The sequence below is a fragment of the Kitasatospora sp. NPDC059408 genome (assembly GCF_042751525.1).
GTDB lineage: Bacteria > Actinomycetota > Actinomycetes > Streptomycetales > Streptomycetaceae > Kitasatospora.
In genome coordinates this window covers 13678-27827 of record NZ_JBHYWI010000032.1, presented here as the reverse complement: position 1 = coordinate 27827, position 14150 = coordinate 13678, and the positions used below count along the sequence as shown (strand labels likewise).

The following is a 14150-nucleotide window of genomic DNA, read 5'->3' as shown; positions in this document are numbered from 1 at the left end:
CTCATGGTAAGGCATCGCGACGCAGGGTGGCAGGGGTTCGGGGCAGCTGATCAGCGCATTCTCAGCGCTTTCTCAGCGGCCCCCGGCGGCGGTGAGCGCGTCGCCGGTGAGCCGGTACACGGTCCACTCGTCCATCGCCACCGCGCCGAGCGCCTTGTAGAAGTCGATCGAGGGCTCGTTCCAGTCGAGCACCGACCACTCCACCCGCGAGTAGCCGCGCTCCACCGCGATCCGGGCCAGCTCCAGCAGCAGCGCCTTGCCGTGGCCGCCGCCGCGGGACTCCGGGCGGACGTACAGGTCCTCCAGGTAGATCCCGTGGGTGCCGCGCCACGTGGAGAAGTTGAGGAACCAGACCGCGAAGCCCACCGGTTCGCCGGTGGCGTCGTCCTCGGCGATCAGGCCGAACAGCGCCGGTGCGGGGCCGAACAGCGCGTCGTGCAGCTGTCCGTCGGTGGCCACCGCCTCGTGCGGGGCCTTCTCGTACTCCGCCAGTTCGCGGATCATGGCGCGGATGACGGGGACGTCGGTGGGGAGGGCGGTGCGGATCATGCGGCCGAGCCTACTGGCCGGGACCGGTCTCGTCCCAGGCCTGGACGGAGGTCTGGTCGACGATCCGTCCGTCCCGCAGGTCGGCCATGGAGGTCATCAGGACCCGCACGCCGTCGGGGTAGCGGCAGGACTCCATGAAGGCGACGTGGTCGCCCTGGACGACCACCTGTTCCAGCGTGTGGGTCATCTCGCGCCCGTAGACGTCGCTCAGCATGGCCCCGATCTCGTCCCGCCCGTGCATCACCAGGGGGTGGCTGGGCTGGGTCCGGTGGTCGACGACGCGCAGTTCCGCGTCCTCGGCGTACAGCGTGAGCAGGATCCCGGCGTCGCTGCGTTCGATGCCCTCGCGCAGGGCGCGGGGGTCGAAGGCCGTCGGCGCCGCCATGGCGGTCATGATGTCGCTCCTCCGGTCGGGGTCCGTCGGTTCGTACTCCGAGCGTACGCCCGGCCGGAGGGGCCGGGGCGGGGCCGGTCAGCCGCCCTGCCCGCCGCGCAGGTACACGGCGAGCGCGGTGATCGCGGCCGGGTTGCGCGGGCTCTCGACGAGGTCGGCGTAGTCCAGGACGAAGATCCGGTCGTTCCTGATCGCGGAGACCCCGGCCAGCGGCGGGAAGGACTTCAGGAACGCCCGCTTGGCGTCCGCGCCGGTGTCGCCGTAGTTGTTGATGACGATCACCTCGGGGTCGCGCCGGACGACGCTCTCCCACCCGGTGGTGATCCAGGAGTCGGCGACGTCGCCCATCACGTTGCGCCCGCCGGCCTTCGTGATGATCTCGTCGGCCGCGGCGAACTTCCCGGCGGTGTACGGCTTGTCCTGCCCGCTGTCGTACAGGAAGACGGACGGCCGGCGCTCGGGCTGCGGGACGGCGGCGACCTGCGCCTTGAAGTCGGCGATCAGCTTGTCGGACCGGTCCTTGACGTCGAAGATCTCGCCGAGGTTGGCCAGGTCGGTGTGGAGCGCGTCCAGCGGGGACATCACACCGCGCTCGGTGCCCTTGCCGCTGCGGCAGGACTCGGTGAGCACGTACGAGCCGACGCCGACGGCCTTGAGCGCCTCCGGGGTGAATCCGCGGCCCTCGTCGTAGCCGTAGTGCCAGCCGGCCAGGACGAGGTCGGCCTTGGCATCGAGCACGATCTCCTTGGTGATCTGCGCCTTGGAGAGCCACGCGGTCCGCTGGTAGCCGTCCTTCCAGGCCACCTGGTCGATCCGGCCCTTGTCGTCGGGCATCACGTAGCCGGCCATCCGGTCGGCGAGGCCGAGGGAGAGCATCAGCTCGGTGATGCCGACGTCGTAGGTGACCGTGCGGGCGGGCTTCCGCGGGAAGGTGAGCTTCGTGCCGCAGTTGTCGACGGTCACCGGGTAGTGGGCGGACGCGTCGGCGGCCCCGCCGCCCGGGGCGATCTCGGCGCCGCAGGCGGTGAGTCCCAGGGCGAGCAGGACGGTGGCGGCAACGGCCTTGGTGCGCAAGGGGGTTCCTCGGGGTCGATGAAAGGGGTGACGGCCGGTCAGAGCCGGTCGAAGAGCAGGTGGACGGCCCCGGTCCCCGGGTGCCGCACGGGGGTGGCCCGGACGCCGAACACCTCGGCCAGCACGCCGGGTTCGAGCACCTCGGCGGGCGGCCCGGAGGCGACGATCCGCCCGGCCCGCAGGACGTACAGCAGGTCGCAGTGCCCGGCCGCCAGGTTGAGGTCGTGCAGCGCGGTGAGCACCGTCGGCCCGGCCGCGCGGACGAGCGCCAGGACCTCCAGCCGGTGCCCGATGTCGAGGTGGTTGGTGGGCTCGTCCAGCACCAGCAGGCGCGGCTCCTGGACGAGCGCGCGGGCGATCAGCACGCGCTGCTTCTCGCCGCCCGACAGGCCCAGGAAGCCGCGCTCGGCGAGGTGCCCGGCGCCGACCCGGCGCAGCGCCTCCGCGCAGCGCCCGAGGTCGCCGTCCGAGGGTCCGCCGAAGCCCGGCCGGTGCGGCAGCCGGCCCATGGCGACCACCTCGGCCACCGTGAAGTCGAACTCGGCGGAGTGCTCCTGCGGCAGCGCGGCCACCCGCCGGGCGGCCTCGCGCGGGGCGAGCGCGTGCAGGTCGTCGCCGCCCACCAGGACGGCCCCGGCGGCGGGCCGCAGGGCCCGGTAGACGCAGCGCAGCAGCGTCGACTTCCCGCTGCCGTTGGGCCCGACGAGCCCCACCACCTGTCCGGCGGAGGCCTTCAGGGCGATGTCGTGGACGAGCCGGGTGCCGGCCAGCTCCACCGAGACGGAGTCGAGGGCGAGGTCCATCAGCGGCCTCCGAGAGCGTGGCCGCGACGGCGCATCAGCAGCAGGAAACAGGGCACCCCGAGCACCGCGGTGACCACCCCGACGGGCAGTTCGGCCGGGGCGAGCAGGGTGCGCGAGACGATGTCCACCCAGACCAGCAGCAGCGCCCCGGCGAGCGGCGCGACCAGCAGCACCCGGCGGTGCCCGGCGCCGACCAGCATCCGCGCGAGGTGCGGGACCATCAGCCCGACGAAGCCGATCGCCCCGCTGACGGCGACGACCGTGCCGGTGACGGCGGCGGTCACCACGAACAGCTCGCGGCGCAGCCGGTCGGGGTCGACGCCGAGCGAGGCGGCGGTCTCGTCGCCCATGGCCAGCGCGTCCAGCCGCCCCGCGGCGCAAGCGAGGTGGGCGAGTCCGGCCAGCACGGTGGCGGCGGCGATCGGCACCGAGCCCCAGGTCGCGCCGCCGAGGCTGCCGAGCAGCCACATCATGGCGTCGCGGGCGGCCTCGCCGCGGGCGGCGGCGAAGACCATGAGCGCCGTCAGCGCGGAGAAGCCGTACGAGAGGGCGGTGCCGGTGAGCACGAGGCGCAGTGGGGTGAGTCCGAAGGCGGTGCGCGCGGCCAGGTACACCAGCACCATGGCGATCAGCGCGGAGCCGAACGCGGAAGCGGAGATCGCCCACACGCCGAGCGAGGCGAAGGCGCCGAGCAGCAGGACGGCGTTGGCGCCGACGGCGGCGCCGGAGGAGACGCCGAGGACGAACGGGTCGGCGAGGGCGTTGCGCACGAGGGCCTGCACGGCGACCCCGGTGGCGGCGAGCCCGGCGCCGACCACGGCGGCCAGGACGGTGCGCGGCAGCCGGATCTCCCAGACGATCGCGTACGCGGCGGCCTCCTCGGCCTCCAGCCGACCGCCCGTCAGTCCGGCGCCGAGCAGCCGCAGGACGCGCGTCCAGCCGAGTCCTGCGGAGCCGAGGGCCACGCCGCACACGAGGGAGAGCAGCAGGGCGGCGGCCAGGCCGGCGGCGAGGGGCACGGCGGGTATGCGGCGGGAGTCCGGTGGCCTTCTCACGATCTGTTCGGGCGCCTTGCCTCGGGCCGTGGGTGTGCCGGGGCCGACGCCGGCCGGGTGCGGGCCCGGGCGCCATCCCCTCGCAGTCCTCGGCGAGTTGTCGGGAGTTCAGCGGCCGGGGGCGATCGGGCTGGCACGGCCCCGGGGGCGTGCTCACCGTTGCGGGTCAGCGCCGGATTCACACCGGACTTCTCCCTCGGACGCCTTGGCAGCATAACAGCCAATACGGCAATGCGGTCCTTACAGGTATGTGTACGGAGATGAACGGACGTGAACGCACGGCCCGGACGCGCGAAAGCCCCCGCCCGGTGGTCCGGGCGGGGGCTCTCGACGTGGCGACGCGTCAGGCTCAGGCCTGCTTGGTCTCCCAGAAGATCTTGTCGACCTCGGCGATCAGGTCCAGCAGGGCCTGGCCGGTGGCCGGGTCCGTGGACGCCTTGGTGGCCGAGGCGGCCTTCAGGGTGTCGTTGATCAGCTGGTGCAGCTGCGGGTACTTCTCGAAGTGCGGGGCCTTGAAGTAGTCGCTCCACAGCACCGAGATGTGGTGCTTGACGGCCTCGGCGCGCTGCTCCTTGATGATGATGGCGCGGGCGCGGAAGTGCGGGTCCTCGTTGGCCTGGTACTTCTCCTGGGTGGCCTTGACCGACTCGGCCTCGATCCGGGCCTGCGCCGGGTCGTACACACCGCAGGGCAGGTCGCAGTGGGCGTGGGCGGTGGCGCGCGGTGCAAACAGACGAGAGAACATGGGAGTCCTTCCTTAGATCGTCTTCCCGCGCCCGAGACTACCCTTCCGGCCTCCCGGTTTCGCGATCGGGCGGTGGGCCTAGGGCAAAAGGCCGATCCGGAACCGGGGTAATCCGGACATCGGACAGGTGACGGTCCGTACGGCACACTGGGACGCGGCGGCCGGGAGGAGGAGTGGTGGCGCGGATGACGCAACCGGGGGACGGCGCACGGGCGGGCACGGTGCCGTTCGGGCTGGTCGACGTGGCGGGACCGTCGATGGTCCCGACCCTGCGCGAGGGCGACCAGCTGCTGGTCCGGTACGGCGCGCGGATCCGCCCGGGCGCGGTCGTGCTCTTCCGGCACCCGTTCCAGCAGGACCTGCTGGTGGTCAAGCGGGCGGCCGAGCGCCGGGCGAAGGGCTGGTGGCTGCTCTCCGACAACCGGCCGGTCGACAGCGACAGCCGCAGCTACGGCGCCGTTCCGGACGAACTCGTGCTCGGCCGGGTGCTGCTGCGGCTGCGCCCGCGCCCGGCCTGGCTGGCGCCCGGTCGCCGGCTGGAGCGACTGCTGCTGACCCCCGGGCTGGTCCGGGTCCCGGGGCTGGCCCGCCGCCTCGGCGTCTGGGTGGACGCCGAGCTCTAGTGCCACGGCACTGGCGGATGCGCGCCTAGGCCTGCAGCTGCTGCGGTCCGAGCGCCGCGTCCTGGGCCTCCTGGCGCTTGCGGGCCCGGTAGGCCGCGACGTTGGCGCGCGTGGCGCAGCGGTCCGAGCAGTAGCGCCGGGAGCGGTTGGTGGAGGTGTCGAGGTAGGCGTTGCGGCACGGCGCGGCCTGGCAGATCCCGAGCCGGTCGGCGCCGAGCTCGGTGAGGTGGACGGCCAGGCCCATGCACGCGACGGCGCTGAAGTGCGCGGTGGCGGTGGGCGAGTTGTCGGCGAGGTGCAGGTGCCAGCGCGGCCGGCCGGCGTCGTCGAGGTAGTCGTGGCCGGAGACCAGCGGGCTGACGGGGTACTCCATGAGCAGGCTGTTCAGCAGGTCGACGCCACGTACCTCGTCGCCCTCGGCGGCGGCCTCGAAGACCCCGCGCAGCCTGGTCCGCACCGCCCGCAGGCGGGGCAGGTCGGACTCGTCGGCCAGGGCGGCGGCGCGAGAGGACTCGGAGAACAGGGCGCGCACGGCGTCCACCGAGGTCAGCGTGTCGGTGCCGCGCTCGGGTTCCTCGGTGTTCACCAGCCGAACGGCGAGATCGGCGTAGGAGGCGAGCTCCACGGCGGTCCTTCCAGTGGTTCGGTAACGGGCTGATTGCGTCCAGCCTATTACCCGGATCGGGAAAACGGCGGCGCCCGGCAGGATCGGCCTGCCGGGCGCCAAGGGTTGCTCGCTCAGCGCACGCTCAGAGGACCTTCGAGAGGAAGGACCGGGTGCGCTCGTGCTGCGGGTTGGTGAGGACGTCGCGGGGGTTGCCGGACTCGACGACCACGCCGCCGTCCATGAACACCAGCGCGTCGCCGACCTCGCGGGCGAAGCCCATCTCGTGGGTGACGACGATCATCGTCATCCCCTCCTCGGCGAGGCCGCGCATGACGTCCAGCACCTCGCCGACGAGCTCCGGGTCGAGCGCCGAGGTGGGCTCGTCGAAGAGCATCAGCTTGGGCTTCATGGCCAGCGCGCGGGCGATCGCGACGCGCTGCTGCTGGCCGCCGGACAGCTGCGACGGGTAGCTCTTCGCCTTGTCGGACAGGCCGACCCGCTCCAGCAGGGCCATGCCGCGCTCGCGCGCCTCGGCCTTGGACTCGCCCTTGACCTGGACCGGCGCCTCCATGACGTTCTCGAGCGCGGTCATGTGCGGGAACAGGTTGAAGTGCTGGAACACCATGCCGATGTCCCGGCGCTTCTGCGCGACCTCGCTCTCCTTCAGCTCGTGGAGCCGGTCGCCCTTCATCCGGTAGCCGACCAGTTCGCCGTCGACCGAGAGGAAGCCGCCGTTGATCTTCTCCAGGTGGTTGATGCACCGCAGGAAGGTCGACTTGCCGGACCCGGAGGGGCCGACGAGGACGAACACCTCGCCCTTGCGGACCTCCAGGTCGATGCCCTTGAGCACCTCCACGAGGCCGTAGGACTTGCGCACGCCCTGCGCCTCGACCATCGGCACGGGCCGGGAGTCGGTGGGCTTGGTCAGATCGGTCATACGTGACCGCCTCCCTCGATGCCCGGGACCACGTCGTTCTCGGCCCGCGGGACGGGCTTGCCGGCGAACAGCCGCCGCAGCCGCTGCAGCGGGGTCGGCGGGAGCGCACGGTTGGCGCCGCGGGCGTAGTGCCGCTCGACGTAGTACTGGCCCACGGTGAGGATCGAGGTCATCAGCAGGTACCAGATGCTGACGACGAGCAGCAGCGGAATGGTCTGGAAGGTGCGCGAGTAGATGTTCTGGCCGGCCCGGAGCAGCTCCTCCAGCGAGATCGCCGAGACCAGCGAGGTGGTCTTCAGCATCGAGATGGTCTCGTTGCCGGTCGGCGGGATGATCACGCGCATCGCCTGCGGCAGGATGATCCGCCGCATGGTCTTGAACTGGCTCATGCCCAGCGCGTGCGCGGCCTCGGTCTGGCCGAGCGGCACGGACTGGATGCCGCCGCGGACGATCTCGGCCATGTACGCGGCCTCGTTGAGGCCGAGGCCCAGCAGCGCCGCGACGAACAGCGGGATCGCCTGGTTGGTCGGCTCGGACCAGAAGGCCGGGCCGAACGGGATGCCGATGGAGATGTTGGCCCAGAGCGAGCCCAGGAAGTTCCAGAACAGCAGCTGGACCAGCACCGGGGTGCCGCGGAAGACCCAGATGTAGAACCACGCCGTGCTGGAGAGCACCGGGTTCGGCGACAGGCGCATGATCGCCAGCGTGATGCCGCCGGCGATGCCGATCGCCATCGACAGGAAGGTCAGTTCGAGCGTGACGCCGAGGCCGTGCGTGATCGAGGAGTCGAAGAGGTACTTCCCGACGACGTCCCACTGGAACTGGCTGTTGGTGATGAGGGCGTGGATCAGCATCGCCGCGAGGACGGCGACGACGGCTGCTCCCACCCAGCGTCCGGGGTGGCGGACCGGGACGGCCTTGATGGTCTCAGGCCGTCCCGGGGGCACCGACCCCTGGTCGGAAGGGTTCACTGTGTGGCCTCAGGGGTTGTGTTCAGAGGAGCGGTTCAGCTGGTGGCACCGTTGACGACGGGCTTGTCGATCGCGCCCGCCTGGACGCCCCACTTCTCCAGGATGCTCTTGTACGTGCCGTCCGCCATCAGGGACTGGACGGCGCCCTGGACCGCCTTGGTCAGGTCCGAGCCCTTGGCGAGCACGACGCCGTACGGGGCGGTGTCGGTGACGTCGCCGACCTTCTCCAGCTGCCCGTTGGTCTGCTTGATCGCGTAGTCGACGACCGGGGAGTCGGCCAGCATGACCTGGTCGCGGCCGGAGACCAGCGCCTGGGTGACGTCCGTCTGCAGGTCGAACTTGTCGCCGTCGTTGGGGACGGTCGGCTTGCCGGCCTTGACGCAGGCGGGGTTGATCGTGTCCTTGATCGAGTCGGCCTGGGTGGTGCCGGTCTGGACGGCGACCTTCTTGCCGCACAGGTCCTTGGGGTCGACCTTGTCCGGGTTGCCCTTCTTGACCGCGGCGCCCGTACCGGCGTTGAAGTACGTGACCATGTCGACCGTGGCCTCGCGCTCCTTCGTGTCGGTGAAGGAGCTCATGCTGAGGGTGTACTTCTTGCCCGTGATGCCCGGGATGATCGAGTCGAACGTGGCGTTCTGCACGTCGGCGCTCAGGCCCAGCTTCTTGGCGATCGCGGTGGCCAGGTCGACGTCCATGCCGACGATGTTGCCCTTGTCGTCCTTGAACTCGTTGGGCGCGTAGGACGCGTCCGTGGCGACGACGATCTTGCCCGCGGACTTGACGTCGGCCGGGACGAGGGCGGCCAGCGACGGGTCGGCGGACACGGCCGGGACCGTGGCGCTCGCGTTCGCGCCGGCCGAGGAGCCGCTGGAGGAACCGCTGCTGCCGCAGGCGGTGAGGCCGAGGGTCAGGGACGCGGCGACGGCGCCGGCCGCGAGGAGACGGGTGCGCTGGGTACGGGCGGTCATGAGGGGGATCTCCTCCTGAGGGAGAGGTCGGGCGGAGCGCGCCGCGGGAAGCGGCGCACCGGGGCAGCAAGGCCGTACGGCGCTGTACGGGTACACACACGGCGCTGTACGTCGTCGTACGGGCAGGGCCGGTTCGTGCGCCTGGACCGGGGGTGTCCAGGGTGGTGCTTGGATACTGCTTCCGCCACCCTCCGCCGAGGTGGACGTTGACCGAACCGCCTCGACCAGTGGTCGGCTCGATCCGAGATGGGGGGAATCCTGCCATCTGATGACGGTCGGAAGGCCCTCATTCAGATCAAAATCGGATAACGAGGGGCCGTGCTGTCCGCTATTCGGACGATTCCCTTGTCCCTGTCACCCTGCGTATAAGTATGCAGATCCCTCTGCGCTGCGCCGGGAGGCCCGCCGCCCCCTGTTTTTTCGAATGCCGCTGCCGGACGCCGCTGCCGGACGCCGCCGTCAGATGCCGCCGTTGACCACCGCGTTCTGGGCCGCGCCCGCCTGGACGCCCCACTTGGCGAGGATCTTGTCGTACTCGCCGCTGCGGATGAGCTGGTCGACGGCCTTCGCCAGGGTGTCGCGCAGCTCGGTGTCGCCCTTGCGGAACGCGATCCCGTACGGGTTGGACGTGGACTGCGCGCCCGTCACCTCGAAGCGGCTGCCGCCGTCGGTGCTCTTCGCCGCGTACGCGGCCACCGGGAAGTCGTTGACGCCGGCCGCCGCGGCGCCGGAGGCGACCTCGGCCAGCGCCTTGGTGTCGCTGTCGAACTTGTGGGGGGTCAGCTGGCGGCCGGTGCGTGCGCAGACGGCCACCTGACGGGTGATGATCTCGTCCTGCGTGGTGCCCTGCTGGAGCGCCACCGTGCGGCCGCACAGGTCGTCCAGGGTCTTGATGCCCTTGGGGTTGCCCTTGGGGACGACGATCGAGGTGCCGGCGATGAAGTAGTCCACGAAGTCGACGCCGGGGCCGACCTGCTTGCCGCTGTCGTCCAGGCCCTCGCGGCGCTTCTGGATGTCGCTCAGCGCGGACATCGCGACGTCGTACTGCTTGGACTGGAGGCTCGGTATCAGCTTGTCGAACGGGGTGTCGACCAGCTCGACCCGCACGTCGAGGATCTTGCCCAGCGCGGTGGCGATCTCCGGGTCCAGGCCGGCCGGCTTGCCGTCGGGGCCGCGGAACTCGACCGGCGCGTAGTTCACGTCCATCCCGATGCGCAGCGCGCCCGCGGAGCGCTGGGCCTTCGGGAGCTTGGCGCGGATCTCCTGGACCGGGTCCTTCGCGGCGGCCTGTCCGCCGTCGTTGCAGCCGGTCAACAGCAGGGCTCCGGTGGCGGCCAGGGCGGCGCCGGTGACGGCGGACCGTCGGGAACGGGTGCGGTGGTGCATGAGGGTGGTTGCTCCTGTGGGAGGTCTGTGCGGTCGCCAGGGTGCCGTGGTGGTGTACGGCGGATGGCGGACAAGCGATCCTGTCATCCCGCCCTGCCGGGCCGGTGGGCGGGTGTGTCAGAATTCGGTACCGGGTGACCCCCGAACGCGAACCAGACCGCCGAGTCCCGACAGGCTCGGGGTGCTCAGGAACGGAAGTCCTCACGCGGCTCCGTATCCGGAACACCTGCTCCCCTCCGTGTCTGCGTTCACTCCTGCGGGTGTACGTGCGTCATCGCCGTTGCCGCCGCCGGAGCCCGGCGCTTCCGAAGCCGGGCCCGTGACGCGACAGCGCGGCGATGAACTGCTCGTGACGAGGACGAAAAGGCACAGGTGCGACGCCTTCGTCCGACTTACGCTCGCCCGGTAGTACGACGCGGACTTTTAAAAGACCCCATAAAACCCTCATCCGAGGGCGCCGCCCGACGCAGCGCCCCGACCCCGCCCCCGGGTCCGCTTCGGCGTACCCGGTTTCCGGTTTCCGGTTTCCGGACGGGGTCGCTCCGTCCGTCGGCCGCGCGTCCTCGCCAGAACAATGACGAAGAGGTCATCGTGGCAGCGGAGATCATCCACAGCAGCACCCAGGACACCGACGATCCGGTCGACGCCGTTTTCGCACTGCACCGCGGCGGCAAGATGGAGATCCGGGCGACCGTCCCGGTGCGCGACGCGGACGACCTGTCCCTCGCCTACACCCCGGGTGTCGCACGGGTCTGCACGGCCATCGCCGAGCAGCCGGAGCTGGTGAACGACTACACCTGGAAGTCCAACACGGTCGCCGTGGTCACCGACGGCACCGCGGTGCTCGGCCTCGGCGACATCGGCCCGCAGGCCTCGCTGCCCGTGATGGAGGGCAAGGCGATCCTGTTCAAGCAGTTCGGCGGCGTCGACGCGGTGCCGATCGCGCTCGCCTGCACCGACGTGGACGAGATCGTCGAGACCGTGGTCCGGCTGGCGCCCTCCTTCGGCGGCGTCAACCTGGAGGACATCTCCGCCCCGCGCTGCTTCGAGATCGAGCGCCGGCTGCAGGAGGCCGTGGACATCCCGGTCTTCCACGACGACCAGCACGGCACCGCGATCGTCACCACCGCCGCCCTGTGGAACGCCGCCAAGGTGACCGGCCGGGAGGTCGGCTCGCTGCGGGCCGTCATCTCCGGCGCCGGCGCGGCCGGCATCGCCATCGCCAAGATGCTGCTCGCGGCCGGCATCGGCGACGTCGCGGTCTGCGACCGCAAGGGCGTGGTTCACGAGGGCCGCGGCGACCTGACGGACGTCAAGGCCGAGATCGCGGCGCTGACGAACCGCTCCGGCCTCAAGGGCTCGCTGGCCGACGCGCTGTCCGGCGCCGACGTGTTCATCGGCGTCTCCGGCGGCACCGTGCCGGAGGAGGTCGTCGCGACGATGGCCGAGGGCGCGTTCGTCTTCGCGATGGCCAACCCGAACCCGGAGATCCACCCCGAGGTCGCGCACAAGTACGCGGCCGTCGTCGCCACCGGGCGCAGCGACTTCCCGAACCAGATCAACAACGTGCTGGCCTTCCCCGGCATCTTCGCGGGCGCCCTGCAGGTCCGGGCGAGCCGGATCACCGAGGGCATGAAGCTGGCCGCCGCCAAGGCGCTGGCGGGCGTCGTCGCCGACGAGCTGACCCCGCAGAAGGTCATCCCCTCGCCGTTCGACGACCGGGTCGCCCCGGCGGTCTCCAAGGCCGTCGCCGAGGCCGCGCGCGCCGAGGGCGTCGCCCGGATCTGAGCCGGGCGGCCGGTCCGGTGACCGGCGCGGCAGGACGACCGAGGGACCAGACGGCCGGGGCCGGGACACGCGTCACACCCACGCGTGGTTCCCGGCCCCGGCCGTCGCCGCTATCGTCCCGAGCATGTTTGCTGCCTACGCCGCCCGCATCGACGCCGACGACCCGCTGTCCGGACTGGAGTTGGGCGAACTCCCCGAGCCCGGGGCCCGCCCCGGGTGGAGCGTGGTCACCGTGAAGGCCGCCAGCCTCAACCACCACGACCTCTGGTCGCTGCGCGGCGTCGGCCTGCCCGCCGAGCGGCTGCCGATGATCCTCGGCTGTGACGCGGCCGGCATCGACGAGCACGGCAACGAGGTCGTGCTCCACTCGGTGATCGGCCAGTCCGGCCACGGGGTGGGACCGGACGAGCCCCGGTCCATCCTCACCGAGCGCTACCAGGGCACCTTCGCCCAGCGGGTGGCCGTCCCGACCTGGAACCTGCTGCCCAAGCCCGCCGAGCTCACCTTCGAGGAGGCCGCCTGCCTGCCCACGGCCTGGCTGACGGCCTACCGGATGCTGTTCACGAACGCCGGGGTGAAGCCCGGCGACACCGTCCTCGTGCAGGGCGCGGGCGGCGGGGTGGCGACCGCGCTGATCGTCCTCGGCAAGGCGGCCGGCCTGCGGGTCTGGGTCACCGGACGGGACGAGGCCAAGCGCGCGCGGGCCGTCGGGCTCGGCGCCGACGCGGCGTTCGAGAGCGGCGCCCGGCTCCCGGAGCGGGTGGACGCGGTGATGGAGACGGTCGGCGCCGCCACCTGGTCGCACTCGGTGAAGTCGCTGCGCCCGGGCGGCACCATCGTCATCTCCGGTGCCACCTCCGGCCCCAGCCCGAAGGCCGCCGAGCTCAACCGGATCTTCTTCCTGGAGCTCAAGGTGGTCGGCTCGACCATGGGCACCAAGGAGGAGCTGGCCGGGCTGCTCTCGCTCTGCGCGACCTCCGGCGTCCGGCCGGTGATCGACTCGGTGCTGCCGCTGGCCGAGGCCCGGGAGGGCTTCGCCCGGCTCGCCAAGGGTGACGTCTTCGGCAAGATCGTCCTCAACCCGTAGGACCCGCAGGACCTGCAGGAGCCGTCGGCCCGTCGGCCCGTCCCCGGACGTGCGGACGGGCCCGGCGCTCTCCCCCGAGAAGCGCCGGGCCCGTCCGGTCCTGTTGTCCTGCCGTGCGGCCCGCCTCAGCCGAGCAGTCGCTTGAGCCGCTCGCCGGCCGCGCCGAGCACCGAGCGCGCCTCGGCGAGCCCCTCGGGCGTCACCCCGCCGTCCCGGGCCGCGTCGCGGACCTGGTCGCGGAAGCGGTCGAGCAGCCGCTCCAGCTCCCGGGCCGGGTCGCCGGCCGGGTCGGTCGCCGCCCACGGCGGCAGGTCGGCCGGGGCGGCGGCCGGCTCGTCCTTGTCCAGGTCGATCCTGGTCACCGTGACCTCGTCGGCCGGGGCGGCGGGCGCCTCCGCCCCCGGGTGGCCCCAGCGGGCCGCGTCGGCCAGCCCGGCCAGCCCCTTGGTCAGCTCCGAGAGGCCCTCGGCCAGCCCGGTCGGCCAGTCGCCCTTCGCGGCGTGCTCGCGCACCTGCTGCTCGACCCGGCGCTTGATCCGCAGGGCCTCCTGCTGGGCCGCGGTGCGGGCGGCCCTGGACTGCTCGCGCAGCCGGCGGGCCTCCTCCTCGGCGGCCTTCGCCTTGGCCTTGGCGGCCTTCTCCTGGTCCTTGGCGCGCTTGGCCTGCTCCTTGGCCTGGCGCTTGAACTGGGTGAACTCGTCCTTGGCGCGCTGCCAGGACTCCTTGTCCCCCCAGGGCCCGGCCCACGGGTCCCCGTCCTCGGCGCGGTCCGGCCTGGGGGCCGCCTTCGCGGCGTTCCACAGCTCCTCGCGCAGGTTCTTGGCGCTGTCCCGGACGTCCTCGCGGATCGCCCCGGCGAGCTGCGTCACGGAGTCGTGGATCTCCACCTCAAGCTCGTCCAACTCGGCCTGGCGGCCCGCCAGTTCGGTGCGGCCGGCTTCGGTGAGCCGGTACACCTTGCGGCCGCCCTCGGTGCTGTGGGCGACCAGGCCCTCCTGCTCCAGCTTGGCGAGCCGCGGGTAGACCGTCCCGGCGGAGGGTGCGTAGAGGCCCTGGAAGCGCTCCTCCAGGAGGCGGATCACCTCGTAGCCGTGCCGCGGGGACTCGTCCAGCAGCTTCAGCAGGTAGAGCCGCAGCCGGCCGTGGCCGAAGACGGGGCTCAT

At 72.0% G+C, this 14150-nt stretch carries 15 protein-coding genes and 1 riboswitch; of the genes, 3 read left to right on the top strand and 12 right to left on the bottom strand.

Features of this window, described 5'->3' with window-relative positions; all coding sequences use genetic code 11:
* Window positions 1-72: 72 nt before the first annotated feature.
* The 6 genes from ACFXDE_RS21965 to sodN all read right to left on the bottom strand — a co-directional run bounded on the left by ACFXDE_RS21965 (window position 73) and on the right by sodN (window position 4620).
* A complete protein-coding gene (locus tag ACFXDE_RS21965; RefSeq protein WP_380496539.1) occupies window positions 73-549 on the bottom strand; it encodes a GNAT family N-acetyltransferase in 477 nt (158 codons plus the stop codon).
* 10 nt (window positions 550-559) lie between these two features.
* Window positions 560-943 (bottom strand): nuclear transport factor 2 family protein, encoded by a 384-nt coding sequence (locus ACFXDE_RS21960; RefSeq protein WP_380438552.1) that lies wholly within the window; start codon window positions 941-943, stop codon window positions 560-562.
* 78 nt (window positions 944-1021) lie between these two features.
* A complete protein-coding gene (locus ACFXDE_RS21955) occupies window positions 1022-2017 on the bottom strand; it encodes an ABC transporter substrate-binding protein (RefSeq protein WP_380496538.1) in 996 nt (331 codons plus the stop codon).
* A gap of 38 nt (window positions 2018-2055) precedes the next feature.
* Window positions 2056-2820 (bottom strand): ABC transporter ATP-binding protein, encoded by a 765-nt coding sequence (locus tag ACFXDE_RS21950; RefSeq protein ID WP_380496537.1) that lies wholly within the window; start codon window positions 2818-2820, stop codon window positions 2056-2058.
* Window positions 2820-3878, bottom strand: coding sequence for a FecCD family ABC transporter permease (locus ACFXDE_RS21945; RefSeq protein ID WP_380496571.1), 1059 nt, complete (start codon window positions 3876-3878; stop codon window positions 2820-2822). Before ACFXDE_RS21945 ends, ACFXDE_RS21950 begins: the two co-directional genes overlap by 1 nt.
* 95 nt (window positions 3879-3973) lie before the next feature.
* A riboswitch (cobalamin riboswitch) is annotated at window positions 3974-4112 on the bottom strand.
* A gap of 112 nt (window positions 4113-4224) precedes the next feature.
* Entirely contained in the window at window positions 4225-4620 is a 396-nt protein-coding gene (sodN, locus tag ACFXDE_RS21940; protein ID WP_238865337.1) for a superoxide dismutase, Ni, read from the bottom strand.
* Window positions 4621-4805: 185 nt separating this feature from the next.
* Here sodN and sodX point away from each other — a divergent pair, with 185 nt between their 5' ends.
* Window positions 4806-5243, top strand: a complete 438-nt coding sequence (gene sodX, locus ACFXDE_RS21935; RefSeq protein WP_380438557.1) for a nickel-type superoxide dismutase maturation protease — start codon at window positions 4806-4808, stop codon at window positions 5241-5243.
* A gap of 25 nt (window positions 5244-5268) precedes the next feature.
* On the opposite strand, the gene ACFXDE_RS21930 is transcribed toward sodX, so the two are convergent.
* The 5 genes from ACFXDE_RS21930 to ACFXDE_RS21910 all read right to left on the bottom strand — a co-directional run bounded on the left by ACFXDE_RS21930 (window position 5269) and on the right by ACFXDE_RS21910 (window position 10112).
* Window positions 5269-5868 carry a CGNR zinc finger domain-containing protein gene (locus tag ACFXDE_RS21930; RefSeq protein ID WP_359966114.1) on the bottom strand — a complete coding sequence of 200 codons (600 nt, stop codon included), beginning with the start codon at window positions 5866-5868 and terminating at the stop codon, window positions 5269-5271.
* A gap of 124 nt (window positions 5869-5992) precedes the next feature.
* Window positions 5993-6745, bottom strand: coding sequence for an amino acid ABC transporter ATP-binding protein (locus tag ACFXDE_RS21925; protein ID WP_380438607.1), 753 nt, complete (start codon window positions 6743-6745; stop codon window positions 5993-5995).
* 38 nt (window positions 6746-6783) lie between these two features.
* Window positions 6784-7674, bottom strand: a complete 891-nt coding sequence (locus ACFXDE_RS21920) for an amino acid ABC transporter permease (protein ID WP_380438558.1) — start codon at window positions 7672-7674, stop codon at window positions 6784-6786.
* Window positions 7675-7793: 119 nt separating this feature from the next.
* The gene (locus ACFXDE_RS21915; protein ID WP_380438560.1) at window positions 7794-8726 is read right to left on the bottom strand and encodes an ABC transporter substrate-binding protein; all 933 of its coding nucleotides are present in this window, start codon (window positions 8724-8726) and stop codon (window positions 7794-7796) included.
* Window positions 8727-9185: 459 nt separating this feature from the next.
* The gene (locus ACFXDE_RS21910) at window positions 9186-10112 is read right to left on the bottom strand and encodes an ABC transporter substrate-binding protein (protein ID WP_380496536.1); all 927 of its coding nucleotides are present in this window, start codon (window positions 10110-10112) and stop codon (window positions 9186-9188) included.
* Between the two features lie 591 nt (window positions 10113-10703).
* On the opposite strand from ACFXDE_RS21910, the gene ACFXDE_RS21905 reads away from it, so the two are divergent.
* Window positions 10704-11900 (top strand): NADP-dependent malic enzyme, encoded by a 1197-nt coding sequence (locus ACFXDE_RS21905; RefSeq protein ID WP_359966099.1) that lies wholly within the window; start codon window positions 10704-10706, stop codon window positions 11898-11900.
* A gap of 124 nt (window positions 11901-12024) precedes the next feature.
* Complete coding sequence (locus ACFXDE_RS21900) at window positions 12025-12987, top strand: zinc-binding dehydrogenase (RefSeq protein WP_380496535.1); 963 nt, start codon at window positions 12025-12027, stop codon at window positions 12985-12987.
* Window positions 12988-13112: 125 nt separating this feature from the next.
* Here the strand turns inward: ACFXDE_RS21900 and ACFXDE_RS21895 are convergent, their stop codons facing one another.
* A complete protein-coding gene (locus ACFXDE_RS21895; protein ID WP_380496534.1) occupies window positions 13113-14150 on the bottom strand; it encodes a helix-turn-helix transcriptional regulator in 1038 nt (345 codons plus the stop codon).

Bases quoted from the DNA above. Each gene is read 5' to 3' on its own strand.
- ACFXDE_RS21965 (WP_380496539.1), bottom strand. From the start codon at position 549: ATGATCCGCACCGCCCTCCCCACCGACGTCCCCGTCATCCGCGCCATG.
- ACFXDE_RS21960 (WP_380438552.1), bottom strand. From the start codon at position 943: ATGACCGCCATGGCGGCGCCGACGGCCTTCGACCCCCGCGCCCTGCGC.
- ACFXDE_RS21950 (WP_380496537.1), bottom strand. From the start codon at position 2,820: ATGGACCTCGCCCTCGACTCCGTCTCGGTGGAGCTGGCCGGCACCCGG.
- sodN (WP_238865337.1), bottom strand. From the start codon at position 4,620: ATGTTCTCTCGTCTGTTTGCACCGCGCGCCACCGCCCACGCCCACTGC.
- sodX (WP_380438557.1), top strand. From the start codon at position 4,806: ATGACGCAACCGGGGGACGGCGCACGGGCGGGCACGGTGCCGTTCGGG.
- ACFXDE_RS21925 (WP_380438607.1), bottom strand. From the start codon at position 6,745: ATGGTCGAGGCGCAGGGCGTGCGCAAGTCCTACGGCCTCGTGGAGGTG.
- ACFXDE_RS21915 (WP_380438560.1), bottom strand. From the start codon at position 8,726: ATGACCGCCCGTACCCAGCGCACCCGTCTCCTCGCGGCCGGCGCCGTC.
- ACFXDE_RS21910 (WP_380496536.1), bottom strand. From the start codon at position 10,112: ATGCACCACCGCACCCGTTCCCGACGGTCCGCCGTCACCGGCGCCGCC.
- ACFXDE_RS21900 (WP_380496535.1), top strand. From the start codon at position 12,025: ATGTTTGCTGCCTACGCCGCCCGCATCGACGCCGACGACCCGCTGTCC.
- ACFXDE_RS21895 (WP_380496534.1), bottom strand. From the start codon at position 14,150: ATGAGCCCCGTCTTCGGCCACGGCCGGCTGCGGCTCTACCTGCTGAAG.